Origin of the sequence: Streptomyces sp. PKU-EA00015 (assembly GCF_013387495.1) — a bacterium.
Classification (GTDB): domain Bacteria; phylum Actinomycetota; class Actinomycetes; order Streptomycetales; family Streptomycetaceae; genus Streptomyces.
This window is the reverse complement of the sequence record NZ_JABZEE010000005.1, coordinates 115,060-131,825: the sequence shown is the minus strand read 5'-3', so window position 1 is coordinate 131,825 and position 16,766 is coordinate 115,060. Positions and strand designations below refer to the sequence as shown.

At 72.2% G+C, this 16,766-nt stretch carries 14 protein-coding genes; 10 read left to right on the top strand and 4 right to left on the bottom strand.

The genetic code is table 11. The features are described 5' to 3' along the window. Window positions 1-31: 31 nt before the first annotated feature. Window positions 32-880, bottom strand: a complete 849-nt coding sequence (locus HW130_RS05525) for a glutamate racemase (protein ID WP_177148272.1) — start codon at window positions 878-880, stop codon at window positions 32-34. Between HW130_RS05525 and HW130_RS05520 the strand changes: the two genes are divergently transcribed. After that, entirely contained in the window at window positions 879-2,069 is a 1,191-nt protein-coding gene (locus HW130_RS05520) for a glycosyltransferase (RefSeq protein WP_177148271.1), read from the top strand. The genes HW130_RS05525 and HW130_RS05520 overlap by 2 nt on opposite strands. 18 nt (window positions 2,070-2,087) lie before the next feature. Here HW130_RS05520 and HW130_RS05515 read toward each other — a convergent pair whose 3' ends face one another. Next, window positions 2,088-3,341 (bottom strand): TerD family protein, encoded by a 1,254-nt coding sequence (locus HW130_RS05515; protein WP_177148270.1) that lies wholly within the window; start codon window positions 3,339-3,341, stop codon window positions 2,088-2,090. A gap of 256 nt (window positions 3,342-3,597) precedes the next feature. On the opposite strand from HW130_RS05515, the gene HW130_RS05510 reads away from it, so the two are divergent. From HW130_RS05510 to HW130_RS05500, 3 genes are all read left to right on the top strand, one after another. Then, entirely contained in the window at window positions 3,598-4,053 is a 456-nt protein-coding gene (locus HW130_RS05510) for a DUF6643 family protein (RefSeq protein ID WP_177148269.1), read from the top strand. 517 nt (window positions 4,054-4,570) lie between these two features. Next, window positions 4,571-5,179 carry a hypothetical protein gene (locus tag HW130_RS05505; RefSeq protein ID WP_177148268.1) on the top strand — a complete coding sequence of 203 codons (609 nt, stop codon included), beginning with the start codon at window positions 4,571-4,573 and terminating at the stop codon, window positions 5,177-5,179. Between the two features lie 129 nt (window positions 5,180-5,308). Further along, on the top strand, window positions 5,309-7,741 hold the full coding sequence (locus HW130_RS05500; protein ID WP_177148267.1) for a right-handed parallel beta-helix repeat-containing protein: 2,433 nt from the start codon (window positions 5,309-5,311) through the stop codon (window positions 7,739-7,741). 43 nt (window positions 7,742-7,784) lie between these two features. On the opposite strand, the gene HW130_RS05495 is transcribed toward HW130_RS05500, so the two are convergent. Then, complete coding sequence (locus HW130_RS05495; RefSeq protein ID WP_177148266.1) at window positions 7,785-10,205, bottom strand: hypothetical protein; 2,421 nt, start codon at window positions 10,203-10,205, stop codon at window positions 7,785-7,787. A gap of 222 nt (window positions 10,206-10,427) precedes the next feature. On the opposite strand from HW130_RS05495, the gene HW130_RS05490 reads away from it, so the two are divergent. From HW130_RS05490 to HW130_RS05465, 6 genes are all read left to right on the top strand, one after another. After that, window positions 10,428-11,273 carry a DeoR/GlpR family DNA-binding transcription regulator gene (locus HW130_RS05490; RefSeq protein WP_177148265.1) on the top strand — a complete coding sequence of 282 codons (846 nt, stop codon included), beginning with the start codon at window positions 10,428-10,430 and terminating at the stop codon, window positions 11,271-11,273. A 372-nt stretch (window positions 11,274-11,645) separates the two neighbouring features. Beyond that, a complete protein-coding gene (locus tag HW130_RS05485; protein WP_004986771.1) occupies window positions 11,646-11,849 on the top strand; it encodes a cold-shock protein in 204 nt (67 codons plus the stop codon). Window positions 11,850-12,217: 368 nt separating this feature from the next. Further along, window positions 12,218-13,741: a DEAD/DEAH box helicase gene (locus HW130_RS05480; protein ID WP_177148264.1), complete on the top strand. Its 1,524-nt coding sequence runs from the start codon at window positions 12,218-12,220 to the stop codon at window positions 13,739-13,741. 45 nt (window positions 13,742-13,786) lie between these two features. Then, window positions 13,787-14,185 carry a CBS domain-containing protein gene (locus HW130_RS05475; RefSeq protein WP_256355883.1) on the top strand — a complete coding sequence of 133 codons (399 nt, stop codon included), beginning with the start codon at window positions 13,787-13,789 and terminating at the stop codon, window positions 14,183-14,185. A gap of 50 nt (window positions 14,186-14,235) precedes the next feature. After that, window positions 14,236-14,544 (top strand): SCO5918 family protein, encoded by a 309-nt coding sequence (locus HW130_RS05470; protein ID WP_177148263.1) that lies wholly within the window; start codon window positions 14,236-14,238, stop codon window positions 14,542-14,544. A gap of 774 nt (window positions 14,545-15,318) precedes the next feature. Further along, window positions 15,319-15,657, top strand: a complete 339-nt coding sequence (locus HW130_RS05465) for a MerR family transcriptional regulator (protein WP_177148262.1) — start codon at window positions 15,319-15,321, stop codon at window positions 15,655-15,657. 337 nt (window positions 15,658-15,994) lie between these two features. Here the strand turns inward: HW130_RS05465 and HW130_RS05460 are convergent, their stop codons facing one another. Further along, entirely contained in the window at window positions 15,995-16,696 is a 702-nt protein-coding gene (locus HW130_RS05460; protein WP_177148261.1) for a VOC family protein, read from the bottom strand. Window positions 16,697-16,766: the final 70 nt, after the last annotated feature.

The window sequence follows — 16,766 nt, the reverse complement described above, 5'->3', positions numbered from 1 at the left end:
CGGCAGGCCGGTCGGCCGGGGGCGGGCGGCGTCAGACCGCGGGCGTGACCGCCTGGAGCAGGCGCCCCTCGGCGTAGGCGAGGGCGGCGGGGGGCAGCTCGGACTCCCGGCCGCTGAGCAGGACCGTGATCCGGCCACTCGGCGCGGCATCGGCCGCGGGGGCGGCACCGCTGCGGCGCAGGGCCTGGGCTGCGACCGCTTCCGCGGAGCCGTGGAGGGCGAGGGCGCCCCCGTCACCGTCGGCCGCTACGGCCGCGCGGATGCGTTCGGCGACGAGTTCGTAGTGGGTGCAGCCGAGGACGACGGCGCCGACGTGAGGCGGCGTGATGGCCGCCGCTGCGGCGATCGCCCGGTCGATCGCCGCCTCGTCGGCGCTCTCGACGGCGTCGGCGAGACCGGGGCAGGGGACCTCGGTGACGTCGACGGCGTGGGCGAAGTCCGCGATGAGTCCGCGCTGGTACGGGCTGCCCGTGGTCGCCGGGGTGGCCCAGATGGCCACGGGGCCGCCGCCTGCCGCGGCGGGCTTGATCGCGGGCACGGTGCCCACGACGGGGAGCTGCGGCTCCAGCTCCGCACGGATCGCGGGCAGAGCGTGCACCGAGGCGGTGTTGCAGGCGATGATCAGGGCGTCCGGACGGTGGGCTGCCGCCGCGCGGGCCACGGCGAGCGCGCGCTCGGTGATCTCGTCGGGTGTATGGGGCCCCCAGGGCATGCTGTCGGGAGCCGAGGAGAGGACCAGATCCGCGTCGGGCCGCAGTCGGCGTACGGCGGCGGCCGCCGCGAGGAGGCCGAGTCCGGAGTCCATGAGCGCGATCTTCACCCGGTCACCATAGTCGACCGCCACCGCGTGCCCGCCGGCGTGGGGCAGACTGCGGCGCATGAGCGCCCTTGCGTGGACCGCCCTCGGATCGCTGGCCGCGTGGTGCTGGCTGCTGCTCGGTCAGGGCTTCTTCTGGCGCACCGATCAGCGCCTGCCCGGGCGGCAGACCCCCGCCGTGTGGCCGGACGTCGCCGTCGTGGTGCCCGCGCGGGACGAGGCCGCGGTCCTGCCGGACAGCCTGCCGTCCCTGCTCGGCCAGCGGTATCCGGGCCGCGCGGAGATCGTGCTCGTGGACGACAACAGCGGCGACGGCACCGGCGAGGTCGCGCGCTCGCTCGCCGAGCGGCACGGCGGGCTGCCGCTGCGGGTCGTGACGCCGGGCGAGCCGGAGCCGGGCTGGACGGGGAAGCTGTGGGCGCTGCGGCACGGGATCGCCCTGGCCCGGGCGAACGATCCGGAGTTCCTGCTGCTGACGGACGCGGACATCGCCCACGAGCGGGACAGCCTGCGCGAGCTGGTGGCCGCGGCCCACGGGAGCGGCGACGCGGGCACGGGCGGGTACGACCTGGTGTCGCAGATGGCGCGGCTGCGCGTCGAGAGCGTCTGGGAGCGCCTGGTGGTCCCGGCGTTCGTCTACTTCTTCGCTCAGCTCTATCCCTTCCGCCGGATCAACTCGGCCGGCGCGCGGACGGCCGCCGCGGCCGGCGGGTGCGTCCTGCTGCGCACCGCCACCGCGGTGCGGGCGAACGTCCCGGCGTCGATCCGGCACGCGGTGATCGACGACGTCGCGCTGGCGCGCGCGGTGCGGCGCGCGGGCGGCCGGGTCTGGCTGGGGCTCGCGGAGCGGGTGCACAGCGTGCGCCCGTATCCGCGGCTCGCGGACCTGTGGCGGATGGTGTCCCGCAGCGCGTACACGCAGCTGCGGCACAACCCGCTGGTGCTGGCGGCCACGGTGGCGGGGCTCGTCCTGGTGTATCTCGCGCCGCCCGTCGTGCTGGCGGCCGCGACGGCGGCGGGCGACCCGGTGGCCGCGTGGGCGGCCGGGCTCGCCTGGGCGGTGATGGCGGGGACGTACGCGCCGATGCTTCGCTACTACCGCCGGCCGCTGCTGCTCGCGCCCACGCTGCCGTTCACCGCGCTGCTCTACCTGCTGATGACCGTCGACTCGGCGGTGCGGCACCACCGGGGCCGGGGTGCGGCCTGGAAGGGGCGTACCTACGCCCGGCCCGAGGCCGCGCCCGACCGCTGAGCACCCGTCGGGCGGGCGTCACTTCCTGCCCGGCGTCCAGTTCATGCCCCAGCCGTAGGCGTGATCCATGGTGCGCTGGGGGCTGACGCCCCGGTCGGGCACGAGGAAGCGGGCCTCGCGCTGGACGACGAGGTCCGATCCGGTGTTCGTGATGAGGGCGAGGGCGCAGACCGTGGAGGGCACGGTGCACTCGCCGAGGGAGAAGTCGATGGCGGCGCCGTGCTGGGGTTGCAGCGTCACCGTCGCGTCGAGGTCGGCGAAGCTCCGCGCGCCCTCGTAGATGGTCACGAAGATCACGACCCGGCGCAGGGCGCTCTTGTGGTCGAGGTTGATGGTGAGGTTCTCGCCGGATGTGCCGCCGGTGCGGTCGTCGCCGTCGAGGTGGATGTACGGCGGCTGGTGCAGTGCGCCGAAGGCGTTGCCCAGGGCCTGGACAACGCCCTTGCGCCCGTCGGTGAGTTCGTACAGGGCGCACAGGTCGAGGTCGAGGTCGCCGTGCATGGCGACGGCGCGGCCGAGCTTGGCGCCCCAGCCCTGGAACTGCTTGCGCACCTGCCAGCTCAGGTTGACGCGCATCGCGCCCGAGGTGCCGCCCTGCTTCGTCAGCGAGACGGACGGGGCCTCCTTGGTCAGGGTGATCTTGGTGAGCCGTACCGGGGCGGGCGGGGCTGCGGGCGGGGCGGGAGGCGGCGGAGCCGCGACGGGCGATGCGGCGACGGGCACCGCTGCGGGCGGCGCCGGGCGCTGGGGCTCGTCCACAGTGATGCCGAAGTCCGTGGCGAGGCCCTCGAGTCCGGTGCCGTACCCCTGGCCGACCGCGCGGAACTTCCACGCCCCCTGCCGCCGGTAGAGCTCGCCGAGCACGAACGCCGTCTCGACGGTGGCGTCCTTGCTGTCGTAACGGGCCAGCTCGGCGCCGGAGGCCGCGTCCAGGACGCGGATGTGCAGCCCGGGCACCTGGCCGAAGGCGCCGCCGTCGGCCGACGCGGCCAGCACGACCCGGTCGATTCCGGCCTCGACGCGGTCGAGATCGACGGCGACCACGTCGGTGGCTACGCCCTGACCGGTCCGCTTCCCCTCGTGCCGCACGGCCCCCGAGGCGTGCGCGGGCTGGTTGTAGAAGACGAAGTCGGCGTCGGAGCGGACCCTTCCGTCGGCCAGGAGAAGCGCCGAGGCGTCGATGTCCGGAACGCCCGGCCCCGGCCGCCACCCCAGTTCGACGCGGACGCGCTGCGCCTGCACCGCAGTGTTGGCTCCCTTGAGCATCGACATGACCGCCCCCCTCACCGGTTCGGTTCCCGCGCCCGGAAGTTCATTCATCGTCAACCTATTCCGCATACATCCACCCGATCGAGCCTGACCCGCCGGTAACCCTCTCTACGCTTGCCCTTTACATGAAAGCGAGACGTTGGAGCGACCGTTTTTGCCTGATTCGCTCGAATTGGGGATCAGTGGTCACTCAGAGCTGTCGAAACAACCCGCTTATCGGACTCCCCAACCAGCACATCGTGGGCTTAACTTATGTGCCATGACCTCCCCCCGCGCCACCTACGGCGGCGGTTACTACTCCGCGCCGTCGTTCCCCGACACCCCGATCTACGACTCTCTGGTCGCGGAGCGGGGCACGCCTCAGATCGCGCCGATCCGAGTGCCCGCCGCGTACGACACCGGCAGCAGCTACCTGCCGGCGCTCCCCGCGGCCCTGCCCGCCCTCCCGGCGGCACCGTCACCGGCCCCCGCCTACGGCTACCCGCAGCACGCGCCGCAGCCCGTACCGCTGCAGCACGCGCCCGCGCCGTACATCCCGCAGCAGGCGGCGGCACCCCGCGGGTACCCCGGCACGCAGTACCAGGGCCAGCCGCAGCCGCCGCGGCCGGTCGCCACCGGGTACGAGGCGATGCGCCCGGCCGCGGCGCGGCCCGCGCCTTCGCCCGCGCCGTACGACGATCCGTACAACCGCCCGTACCAGGGACGGGGGTACTGACGGCACAGTGACGGCGGCCGGTGACGGCGCGCCCCTCCGGCCGGCCGCCACGCGGCACGCCACGGCGGGGAACGCACCGCATCCGGCGCACGGTGGCGGAGCCGCGGGGGAATGCGGGGAGACCACCGGTGGAACCCCGGCCGACTCGTCGGCCGGGGTTCCCGTGCAACGGGGCGCTTCACGACCGGTGTTGGCCGTGTGCCGAGGCGCCGCCGGGGCACTTTGCCGGAGCGGCCCCGCGCCCGGGTGCGCCCGCGCGCCGGGGGCGCACGTCGCCGTACTGCCCTCGGTCCGCCCCCCTTGGGCACCCTGCTGAGCCCTCCGGCACCCGTTCCGTGGAAATCGCCGCCCGGCGGGAACCCTTCGCGGAGCACCCTGCGTTGGACCCGTCGCGAGGACATCCTCGCGACGGACACGGGGGCCGACAGGAGGGGGTGACGTTGCTCTCCCTTCGCGCGACCCGCGCTTGTTCCGTGCCGTATCGGGCTATCACGGACGCAGAAGGGGGTGGCGAGCAGTGCGAGCAGCCGCGGGAATCTTTCGCTGGCGGCACAATCCCCTGCGCCGTGCGACGGACCTCGCCGAGGCCTGGGTGGCCCTCGTCGCGGCGCTTCTCCTCGTCACGGCCGCCCCGGTCGTCGGCTGGATCACCGGCACGCTGACGGACGAGTCGCTGCGCCAGTCCGTGCGGATCCAGCGCCAGCAGCGCCACGCCACGACGGCCACGGTCCTGGGCCCGGCCACCGTGGCGGGCCCCGCGGCCCTCGACCCCGAGTCCGCCGCGGCGAGCGAGCAGCGCCGAGTGGTGGCGGCCGAGTGGACGGCTCCCGACGGCACCCGGCGCACGGGGAGCCTGACGACCGGTCTGCGGTCCTCGCGCACGGGTGCCACGTTCACGGTCTGGACCGACGGTTTTGGCCGCATGGTTCCCCGCCCCATGGAGCCCGGCACGGTCCGCGTGCACGCGACGCTCGCCGGGATCGGTGCCGCCCTGGCCTTCGGCCTGCTCGTCGAATGTGCCAGACGGATCGTGCTCTGGCGGCTGGTGCGGCGCAGATTCGCCGACCTGGACCGGGCCTGGGCCGCGGTGGGTCCGGACTGGGGACGGGCCGGTGCCGGCAGCTGACTCCCGGTCCCGTCAACTCCCGTCCGCCGCGCGCGCTACGGTGGTGCGACCCCCACGCGGGGTGCGGGACGCGTCCCCGTCAGCGGCGCGGCGATGCACGAAAACACGAGGTGGGGGCTAGGCAGCGCCATGGCACAGGGCTCGGTCCAGGTGACGCACACCGGCACATCGCGGTGGCGGCGCCGCACAGGTGAGTACGCGTCCCTCGCCGCTGCTCTGGAGGCGGCCGGCGACGGCGACGTCCTCACCGTGGCCCCGGGGACGTACCGCGAGAATCTCGTGGTCCAGCGGGCGGTGACGCTGCGCGGGCCGGAGGGTGCGGTGGGCTCGGTGCGGATCGCGCCGGTGGACGGAGTGCCGCTGACCGTGCGCGCGTCCGCCACCGTCCAGGACCTTCATGTGGAGGGCCAGGACTCGGCGGCTCCCGCGCTGCTCGTCGAGGACGGCGCACCGGAGCTCACGGACCTGCGGATCGTGACCCGCTCGGCGGCGGGTCTCGAGGTGCGCGGTGCCGCACGGCCCACGGTGCGCCGCTGCACCGTGGACAACCCGGCCGGTGTCGGCATCGCCGTACTCGACGGCGCGAGCGGCGTGTTCGAGGAGTGCGAGGTGGTCGCCGCCGGTCAGTCGGGGGTGTCGGTGCGCGGCGGGGCCCACCCCCGTCTGGACCGGTGCCGGATCCACCACGCCTCCGGCGCGGGCGTGACCGTGACCGGTGACGGCACCGGCCTGGAGGCCGTCGGCTGCGAGATCTACGAGGTCAAGGGCAGCGGGGTGCAGATCGCGTCGCGAGCCACCGCGCATCTGACCGACTCCTCCGTGCACCGCACCACCTCGGACGGTGTCACGCTCGACACGGATGCGGTGCTCACCCTCTCCGACTGCGACATCCACGACATCCCGGAGAACGCGATCGACCTGCGGTCCCGTTCCGTGCTCACGCTCACCCGCTCGACGGTGCGCCGCTTCGGGCGCAACGGGCTGTCCGTGTGGGACCCGGGCACGCGAGTGGACGCCAACCAGTGCGAGATCCACGACAGTACGGGCGACTACCCGGCGGTCTGGGTCAGTGACGGCGCGACCGCCGTGCTCGACTCCTGCCGTGTGCACGACGTCCCGGACGCCCTGTTCGTCCTGGACCGCGGCTCGCGCGCCGACGTCGTCGACAGCGATCTCTCCCAGGTGCGCAACACGGCGGTCTCCGTGAGCGACGGCGCCACCGCCCAGCTCGACGACTGCCGGATCCGCGAGGTGTCCACCGGCGCCTGGTTCCGGGACCACGGCAGCGGCGGCACGCTGAACGGATGCACGATCGACGCGGCGCAGACCGGCGTGATCGTGACCAAGGGAGCGGACCCGCTGATCGAGCGCTGCACGGTCACCTCGCCCGCCGAGGCCGGTTTCTACGTGTCGGCAGAGGGCCGGGGCACCTTCCGCGGCTGCCGGGTGACGGGCAGCGGCGGTTACGGCTTCCACATCATGGACGGCTGCCGCACGATGCTGAGCCACTGCCGCACAGAGCGCTGTGCGCGCGGCGGTTACGAGTTCGGCGAGGACGACGGACCGATCGTGGAGGACTGCACGAGCGACGAGAGCGGCACGGTACGGCCCGGCGCCGAGCGCGCCATGGCCGTGCTGCCCGCCACCCCGCAGTCCCCCGGCCTGCTCTCGGCGCTCCCCGCCGCCCGGAGCGCCGCTCCCCCGGCCATCGGCGAGGGAGCGGGGCCGGCCGCACCCGCCGCCGAGCCGACGCGCAGCTCGGAAGCCGTCCTCGGTGAACTGGACGCCCTGGTGGGCCTGGACAGCGTCAAGCGCGAGGTGCGCACGCTGACGAACATGATCGAGGTGGGCAGGCGGCGCCAGGAGGCGGGGCTCAAGGCCGCCTCCGTGCGCCGCCATCTGGTCTTCACCGGTTCCCCCGGCACCGGCAAGACGACGGTCGCCCGGTTGTACGGCGAGATCCTGGCCTCGCTCGGTGTCCTCGAGCGCGGCCATCTCGTCGAGGTGTCCCGGGTGGACCTGGTGGGCGAGCACATCGGCTCGACGGCGATCCGCACCCAGGAGGCGTTCGAACGGGCACGCGGCGGTGTGCTGTTCATCGACGAGGCGTACGCGCTGTCGCCCGAGGACTCCGGCCGCGACTTCGGCAAGGAGGCGATCGACACCCTGGTGAAGCTGATGGAGGACCACCGGGACGCGGTCGTGGTGATCGTCGCGGGCTACACCGCCGAGATGGAGCGGTTCCTGAACGTCAACCCCGGGGTGGCATCGCGGTTCTCACGGACCATCAGGTTCCCGGACTACGCGCCGGAGGAGCTGCTGCGCATCGTCGAGCAGCAGGCCGAGGAGCACGAGTACCGGCTGGGCGAGGGAGCGGCGGAGGCCCTGCTGAAGTACTTCACGGCGCTGCCGAAGGGACCGGCCTTCGGCAACGGCCGTACCGCGCGGCAGACGTTCGAGTCCATGGTGGAGCGGCACGCGGTGCGGGTGGCGGAGCTCGTCGAGATGAGCACCGACGATCTGAGCCTGCTCTACTCCGATGATCTGCCGGACCTGCCCTGAGGGACTGTCCGGCGGATCAGGCCGGACAGCCCTCGCAGCCCGGTCAGGGCCCGACCCTGGCCTGAGCGGGCACGGCGGGGGTTAGCCGGTCGAGCAGATGCGCGCGTTCCTTGGCGAACGAGGGGTCGGCCTGGTAGTCGGAGTGCCCGAGGATCGGCTCGGGCAGCGGGTAGCGGCCCGAACGGCCGTGGACCAGCGGGTCCTTGAGCGCGTCGCGGTCGACGTCGGGATGGCCGCCCGCGGCGGGCACCAGCACCGGCCCGCCGATGGGGTCGGTGGTCCGCCACAGGTTGCGCCAGCAGTCCATCTGGCTGTTGAGCTCCCGCAGTGCCTCCGGTCCGAAGTAGGCAGGGAACCAGCGGCCGTAGAGGCGTTCCAGCGGTGATCCGTACGTCAGCAGGGCGACGCGGCGGCGGGTGGCCTCCGGCAGCTGCCACACGGCCGCCGCGGCGAGCACACTGCCCTGGGAGTGTCCGGAGATCACGAGCCGCCCGCCGGTGCGCTCCGTCCAGGTGCACATGCGCCAGGTGAGGTCGGGCACGGCCCGCTCGGCGTAGCAGGGCGGCGCGAACGGATGGGCGGCGCGCGGCCAGAACGTGCCGACGTCCCACAGGATGCCGATGGTGCGCCGGGCGGACGCGTCGCGGTACGCGCGCCGCCCCATGGTGACGAACAGGATGAAACCGAACCCGACGAGCCAGGAGCCGAGCGCCTGGGCCGCCTCGGCCGTGGATTCGGTCAGGCCGTCGCTGTCGCCGAACGCGCGGCCCGGCACCTCACCGCTCACCCACGCGCCGACGACCGCACCGATGCCGAGCAGGAGCGTGGCCCCGGCCAGGAGGCCGACCAACAGGGGTGCGTCGTCGGTCAGTCGGGCCCGGGCGCGGGTGCCGGCGATGCGCCGGGTGCGGACGGGATCCGGCCGGTCCTCGCGGTACTCGGCCTCGACGGCGGGCCCGAGGCGGCGCCCGAGGACCCAGGTCCGCACGGCGAGGGCGAGCGTGGGCAGCAGCAGCACGATCAGCAGTACTGGTATCACGGCGGCCTGCCAGCTGAGCAGGACGGGCGGGCCGGGAATGGCGCCGTGGTCGTCCATGCCGGGCGTGCCGGGCCCGTCGAGCCAGTCGGCGACGCGCTGGGCCACCCCGCCGGTCATCACGCCGCCGAGCGCGCAGGCGAGCATGGCGACGGCCGGCCCGCCGAAGCCGTGGAGTACGGCGCGGGGGTGGCGTGCCCGGCGGTGCAGCCGCAGGGCGACCACGGCGAGGGCGACGACGAGCGCGCCCTGGGCGAGGGCGATCACACGGAAAGTAACGTCGCCGGGGAGCGTCGCCGCCGACTCCCAGGAGGGCCGGGACCAGGCGGCGTAGAGGAGCGCGAGGGCGAGCAACGCCAGGGCGGCGCCCGGGAGATACCGTACGGCGGTCCGGTCGAGCCGCGCGTCGACCCGCCTCTCGCTGCGCCCCCTGCGCAGCACCACCCACAGCACCGCGGCGCCGGCGAGGGCCAGTGCGGTTTCCAGCAGTACGCCGCAGACCTTCAGCAGGGTGCCGTCCGCCGAGCGGTCGTGGCGGGCCGCGGCGCCGGCCACCGCGGCGGCGACGGTCAGGAATCCGGCCGCGGTGTGCGCGGCGCGCAGCCGGGCGACGAGCCTGCGGCCGTACCAGAACCCGGGCCTGCCGAGAGCGGGCCGCACGAAGGGCCTGCGCGGCACGAGGGCCTGCCCAACGCCCCCTTCTTCGTGAAGGGACACCTCCTCGGACTCGTCGCCGTCGTCGGAGTCGTCACCGTCGCTGTGATCGGAGTCGACGCCGGCGACGCACCCGTCGCCGGCGGTCGGCGGCCGCTGGGACTCGTACGCGCTCCAGGTGCGGTTGGACAGATACCACAGCAGCACCACCAGCGCGGCGGGCACCACGGCCGCGAGCGCCAGCCGCCGACCGGGTTGGGACCACCAGCCGCCCCGCTCGGCCGACAGGAATCCGAGCCAGGCCCGTTCCCCGCTGCACGCGGCCGAGCCCGCGCACTGCCACGCCAGCAGGTCCAGCGCGACCTCGCAGGCCGCGGCCGTCAGAAGGATCGTGAGACTCAGCGCGACGAGCCGCACCAGGGCGCCGTACAGACGGGTCGTGCGCCGGCTGCCCTTCGCCTTGGGACGCATCCAGTGGGCGAGGTTGGCGACCATGAAAGGGAGCAACAGCAGCCACAGGGCCCGCGCACCGTTGCCTGAGGTGAGGTTGGACCAGCAGTACGCCTCGGGGACGGGCCGGTCGAGGTACTCCTCGGGGTGCTGCTCGGCCTCGGCGTCGTCGGCGCGCCGGTGCACAGCGGCCTTGTCGTCGCCGGTGATCCGGACGGTGCGCGGGTCCTTGAGCATGTCCTGCGGAGTGGCTCCGCCGACGCCGTGGACCAGCAGCTCCAGCGCGGGCCCTTCGCCGTGCGATGGCGGGGTGGCAGGGGACACTGAGGTGACTCGCTCTCTCGTCGCAGGGTGGGTGCAAGGAACGGCGGGTGCGCGGCCGTCCGCGTCTCGTGACCAGAATCCCGGATCATGACGGTGCGCCGCACGGCACTTACGGAATCTCCCCGAGCCGGGCCCGAGAGACGCGTGCGAGGATGAGGAACCCTGGCCGACAGGCGCTGCGACCGGATGCGGCGACGACACGGAAGGACCGGTCCCCCGGCGGTGAGCGACAACCAGAACCTGCTCGCGGAGCAGCGGCGTGCCCTGATCCTCGACGAGGTCCGACGGCGCGGCGGCGTGCGGGTCAACGAACTCACCCGCAGGCTGAACGTCTCCGACATGACGGTGCGCCGCGACCTGGACGCCCTGGCCCGCCAGGGCGTCGTCGAGAAGGTGCACGGCGGAGCGGTGCCGGTCGTCGAGGCGAGCACGCACGAGCCGGGGTTCGAGGCCAAGTCGGCGCTGGAGCTGAGCGCCAAGGAGGACATCGCGCGGGCGGCGGCGCGGCTCGCGGCCCCGGGCAGTGCGATCGCCATGTCGGGCGGCACCACGACGTACGCGCTCGCGCACCATCTGCTGGACGTGCCCGACCTGACAGTGGTGACCAACTCCGTGCGCGTCGCGGACGTCTTCCACTCGGCCCGCGGCACGGGCCCGGCGGGCGGCCCGCGGCCGGGGGCCGCGACGGTGGTGCTCACCGGCGGCGTGCGCACGCCGTCGGACTCGCTGGTCGGGCCGGTCGCGGATCAGGCGATCCGGTCGCTCCACTTCGACGTGCTGTTCATCGGCGTGCACGGCATCTCGGTGGAGGCGGGTCTGTCGACGCCCAATCTCGCGGAGGCGGAGACGAACCGCCGGCTCGTGGAGGCAGCGCGGCGCGTCGTGGTGATCGCGGACCACACCAAGTGGGGCACGGTGGGCCTGAGTTCGTTCGCCCGGCTGTCGGACGTGGACACGCTGGTGACGGACGCGGGGCTCACGGCCGAGGCGCGCGAGGAGATGGCCGAGTACCTGCCCGGACTGGTCGTGGCCGGTGAGGACGAGGTGGCTCACGGGCAGGGCGGCTGAGCGTCACATCCAGCCGGCAGCACCGACCCGGTGCTCACCGAACTGCTGAAGGACCGCCCTCGAGCCGACGCTGTGTTCCGGACCAACCAATATCTGTGCCCGCGAAATGAGAAATCGACGCAGCACCTGATGAGGTTTTCTACACAACAGGCGGAACCAAATTGTTCGCCGCGCACAGCTGCTCGCGGGCGTGCTACTGTCGAGATCAGTTGCAGTTGTGGTTCCCAGAGCTTCAAGCGCCCTCACCGGCTTCACAAGCCAACGAGAGTTCTTTTGTATTTCCCGTCATTTCACGGGCAGGGCAATCATCGCGGCGACACGGATTCCGCACAGTGCGGAATCCGATGCACTGCCCCGAAGGAGATTCAAAAAATGGCTACTGGCACCGTGAAGTGGTTCAACGCGGAAAAGGGTTTCGGCTTCATCGAGCAGGACGGTGGCGGCGCTGACGTGTTCGCCCACTACTCGAACATCGCCGCCCAGGGCTTCCGCGAGCTGCTCGAAGGCCAGAAGGTGAGCTTCGACATCGCGCAGGGCCAGAAGGGCCCGACGGCGGAGAACATCGTTCCCGCCTGACGCCGACGCGCACAGTTTCGTAGCTGGGGCCCGCACCTTGGGTGCGGGCCCCAGCTCGTTCCACTTCAGGGCACAGCCCCTTTGTCACGCCGTGGCGATTTCACCGGCGGCATGATTGTGTGAGCTCCGCAGCCCCTCAATACGGCGGATGCTCCACGCGAGGCTCCGGGCCCCAGTCCGTCCAGAGCTCCCTGTACTCGGCGCCCGGTCTCTCCGCACCGGATGGCGCCACCCATTTTCAGCGCCTCGACCCCGAGAATTCCCTCGCCGGTCGGTCCGCTTTCGCATGTTGGCCCGTTCTTGCGATTCTCTGCGCCGTTCATTTGGCAGAAATTCCTTGGTACGTGCCGCTTCGAGGAAGGTTCTGCATGAACCGCACACGTACGAACGACCGTTCCACCCGCAGTCGCACCCGTATCGCCGGTTCCTACTCCGGAAAGGGCGGCAGCCGCTCGGGCGCCCCGGCCTCCAACCGCTCCCGTACTCCGGGCCGTTCCGGTGGCTACGGGCGCCGTCCCGCCGCGCCCCAGGGCGAGTTCGCCCTGCCGGTGACGGTCACCCCGGCGCTGCCCGCTGTCGAGGCGTTCGCCGATCTCGACATGCCCCGGCCGTTGCTGGCCGCGCTCGTCACCGAAGGCGTGACCGTCCCCTTCCCGATCCAGGCGGCGACCCTGCCGAACTCCCTCGCGGTCCGTGACGTGCTCGGCCGCGGGCGCACCGGATCCGGCAAGACCCTCGCCTTCGGCCTGGCGCTGCTGGCCCGTACGGCCGGCCGGCGGGCCGAGCCCCGGCAGCCGCTGGCCCTGGTGCTGGTACCTACCCGGGAGCTGGCGCAGCAGGTCACCGACGCGCTCACTCCCTACGCCCGCTCCGTGCGATTGCGGCTGGCCACGGTGGTCGGCGGGATGTCGATCGGCAAGCAGGCCGGTGCGCTGCGTGGTGGTGCAGAGGTCGTCATCGCGACGCCGGGCAGGCTGAAGGATCTCATCGAACGGGGCGACTGCCGCCTGGACCAGGTCGACATCACGGTCCTGGACGAGGCCGACCAGATGGCGGACATGGGCTTCATGCCGCAGGTCACGGCACTGCTGGACCAGGTGCGTCCCGGGGGGCAGCGGATGCTGTTCTCGGCCACCCTGGACCGCAACGTCGACCTTCTGGTCCGCCGGTACCTGACCGACCCGGTGGTCCACTCCGTCGACCCGTCCGCCGGTGCGGTCACCACGATGGAGCACCACGTGCTCCATGTGCACGGTGCGGACAAGCACCGGACGACGACCGAGATCGCGGCCCGAGAGGGCCGGGTGATCATGTTCCTGGACACGAAGCATGCCGTCGACCAGCTCACCGGCCACCTGCTGAACAGCGGTGTACGGGCCGCCGCCCTCCACGGCGGAAAGTCGCAGCCGCAGCGCAACCGGACCCTGGCCCAGTTCAAGACGGGGCATGTGACGGTCCTGGTGGCGACGAATGTCGCGGCACGCGGGATCCACGTCGACAACCTCGACCTCGTGGTCAACGTGGACCCGCCCAGCGACCACAAGGACTACATCCACCGCGGGGGCCGCACGGCGCGCGCCGGCGAGTCCGGTCTCGTCGTCACCCTGGTGACGCCCGATCAGCGCCGCGGCATGACCCGACTCATGTCCGACGCCGGGATCCGCCCGCACACCACGCAGGTCCGCTCAGGTGAGGCCGAACTGAGCCGCATCACCGGCGCGCGGACTCCGTCGGGCGTCCCCGTCGTCATCACGGCACCGGTGGCCGAGCGCCCCCGGCGCAGCGCCTCCGCCTTCCGTGGTCGCCGCGGCCGTACCGCCAGGAACGGCCGGACCGGTCAGGCGGCGCGCGGCACGGCTCAGCGCCAGTCCGTCTTCGACGCGGCGGCCTAGAGCTTCCGCGACCAGACCCCTGACCCACTTCCGCAGGAGGCACTTTTGACGCTGGTCCAGACGAAGCCGCGCCCGGCGGGTCCCGCCACCAGGACTGTGGTCGCCGCCATGGACGCGCCCGGACCGCAGGTCTGGGACGACATGACGGTCGAGGTGGCCCTGTCCGTCATGGCCGGTGCCCATGCGCAGCACCTGCTCGTCAGCGACGAGGACGGCCGGTGCACGGGCCTGATCACTCGGGCCCAGCTCACCGGCGTCCGCGACAGCTCCGCCGCCACGGACCGGGTCCGTCTGCGGGACATCCTCGGCGATGCAGGACCGTTCCCCTCGCCCCTGACCACGATGGTCGAAGCGGAGCACGCGATGCGGTACCGGCGGCTCGGATCCGTGCCCGTCGTCGACGAGCACGGTTGCGCCGTGGGCGTTCTCACCCTTCCGCGCTGATCTGCCGGCGCTCCCCTGGCCGGACCCTTCTCCCCCAACTGTGAGGCACCATGCGCTGCGTCATCGCCCGTTTCCCGTTCGACCTGTCCAAGAGCGGGGTGCTGGCGTCGATGAAGGGCGTCAGGCCCGAGCCGATCAAGGGTGACTCCGTGATCATCGGCGGCCGTCACTACCCCGTGATGCAAGTGGGCGAGGTCATCACCCGGCAGGACCGTCGCGACTTCACGGCCGGCGAGGTCACCAGGGCCGTGACCCGCCTCGGCTTCACGTGCCGGGCCCAGCCCGTCGCCCCGCCGGCGCGTGACCTCACTCCGTTCGAGGAAGCGGCGGCCCTGCTCGGCAGCTCCTCCGCCGTGTAGCAGGCGCAAGAGGCGATAGGCGGGACACACGACGCGACAAGGGCTCGACCGGCACCGCCGGTCGAGCCCTTGTCGCGTGCGGCGTCCGGTCGGATGACAGCCGTCCGGCCGGTCGAGCAGGCCCGTCGGGCGGGGCCGACTGGCCATCGCACGTTGCGGCGCTTCCCACCGCGTGCGATGGCCCGGACCGGACCAGCGGGGCAGTCTGCCGCTGCTGCACACGGATTACCTCGGCCATGAGCACTCAAAATCTATGCTCGCCACAGTAGACATTGGGCTGCCACCCGGCTAACGTTTCTTTCGCAGACGAAGTCGAATGAGACCCGGCAGAGACGAACTGGCGGGTAGCGGTACAAGAAGTTCGCAGGACGGTGCGACTGCGGAGTTCCGAAGCCACGTAGTTCGCAGGACGGCGACGGGACTGGCAGGCGCACCGGGCGGCCCGCAGGACGAGGGGCTGCCGACAGCAACACCAGCAGTTCGCACCACCAGTCAGTTGCCAGTGATCGGCTCGACGGAGGAATGGAGGAAGCAGACGCCATCAGGATCGCCCGGGCAAGGAGGATTCCGCCCGGGTACCGCAAGACCCCGGAATGGAAGGTGGTCCCCGGTCACGCATCCGCGATCCCCGTACTCTCGCCCTCTCCCGGGCGAGGTGACGGACACAGCAGGTCGGCACAGCAAGTAGAGCCGACAGATGGTGTTGAATTTCCTTCGGGGCCCTGGTGCCGTACAGCACCAGGGCCCCTCGACGCGTTGTACTACGAGGTGAGAATGACAGCAGACACTCCGCTCAGTGGTCGCCTGGACGACGACGACTACCCCGCATACACCATGGGACGTGCCGCCGAGATGCTCGGCACGACGCCCGGCTTTCTCCGCGCCATCGGTGAGGCCCGGCTCATCACCCCGCTCCGCTCGGAGGGCGGACACCGCCGCTACTCCCGCTACCAGCTTCGGATCGCCGCCCGCGCCCGTGAGCTCGTCGACGAAGGCATGCCGGTCGAGGCCGCCTGCCGCATCGTCATCCTCGAGGACCAACTCGAGGAGGCCCAGCGCATCAACGCGGAGTTCCGCCGCGCGGCGGCCGCAGAACGCGACGAGTCCCAGTGAGCCCGTCCGGGCCCGGAAGCCCGGCTGAAGCGCACGAGGTCCTCGCCCCCAGCGACGAGCAGGCCCGGTACGGAGCCTGACAGCACTGTCGCATCGCGCCTTGTCCGTGCTCCCGGTGCCACCGGCCTCGCCGATGGCAGCCGGTGGCTCCGGACCCCGCGCCCGAGTCGGGTCGGCCGCGCACGCCTTGGGCGGAATGTGCGACTGCCACGGGAATGCCGATCGCGTCCCCGAGCTCCTGGAGCCAGGCCCATGCCCCCCGAGGCGGGGCGGTGACACTGCCACCGCCCACCGCCGCCGTCAAGGGCTGTCCCGGACGGTGGTGGGGCTCGAGACCCTAGCCCCGCAGTTCCTCGAGACGCTCGAGGTCGTCGTGCACCGACTCCCGCTCCTGCGCGGTGAGGTGGACTGCGGCGGCCTTGGTGAGCGCGGACGTCGCGTTCTCTTCGTCACCTAGGCGCCCGGCGACATCCGCACGCAGCACGAGGAGGCGAAGCAACTGCACGGGCGTGGGCCGCTCGTCCTCGATGCGCAACACCCGGTCGAGGATTTTCACGGCGCCCGCCGGGTCGTCCCTCGAATCCGCGAGGAGGGACGCGTGATGCAGGGCTCGGGAAAAGATCTCCTCGGGTGCGGGCCGGTGGTGGTGATCCTGACTTGTCTGCTGCCCGATGCGCAGGCAGTTGCCGCCCGGATCGGTCACGAGGAACTGCCGTACGCCGTGCGACGTGTCCTTCAGGGGCCCTATGCGCGGCAGCCCGCGGGTCGGGATTCTTCCGTACGCCGCCTTGAGCCTGGTCCTGAAGACCTCGTGCAGCCCATCGACGTCGTCGGTTCCGATGTAGCACGTGCTGTACGACTCGGCCGGTTCGTACCGCTTCATTCCGAAGAAGTGGAGCTGAATGCCGCCGCGCTCCACGACCGCGTACGGATTAGGGCTCTTCTGCTGGAAGGTCACGTCGAATCCGAGGACGGTGTAGAAGTCGAGAACGGGCTGGATGGTCCGGCACGGCAGCATCGGAATGGTCTTCTCACTCATGCCGACCAGTCTAGTCAAACTTGAGTAGCGGGGGACGGGTTTCGTTGTTCCGGCGCCGACCGCGGGACGG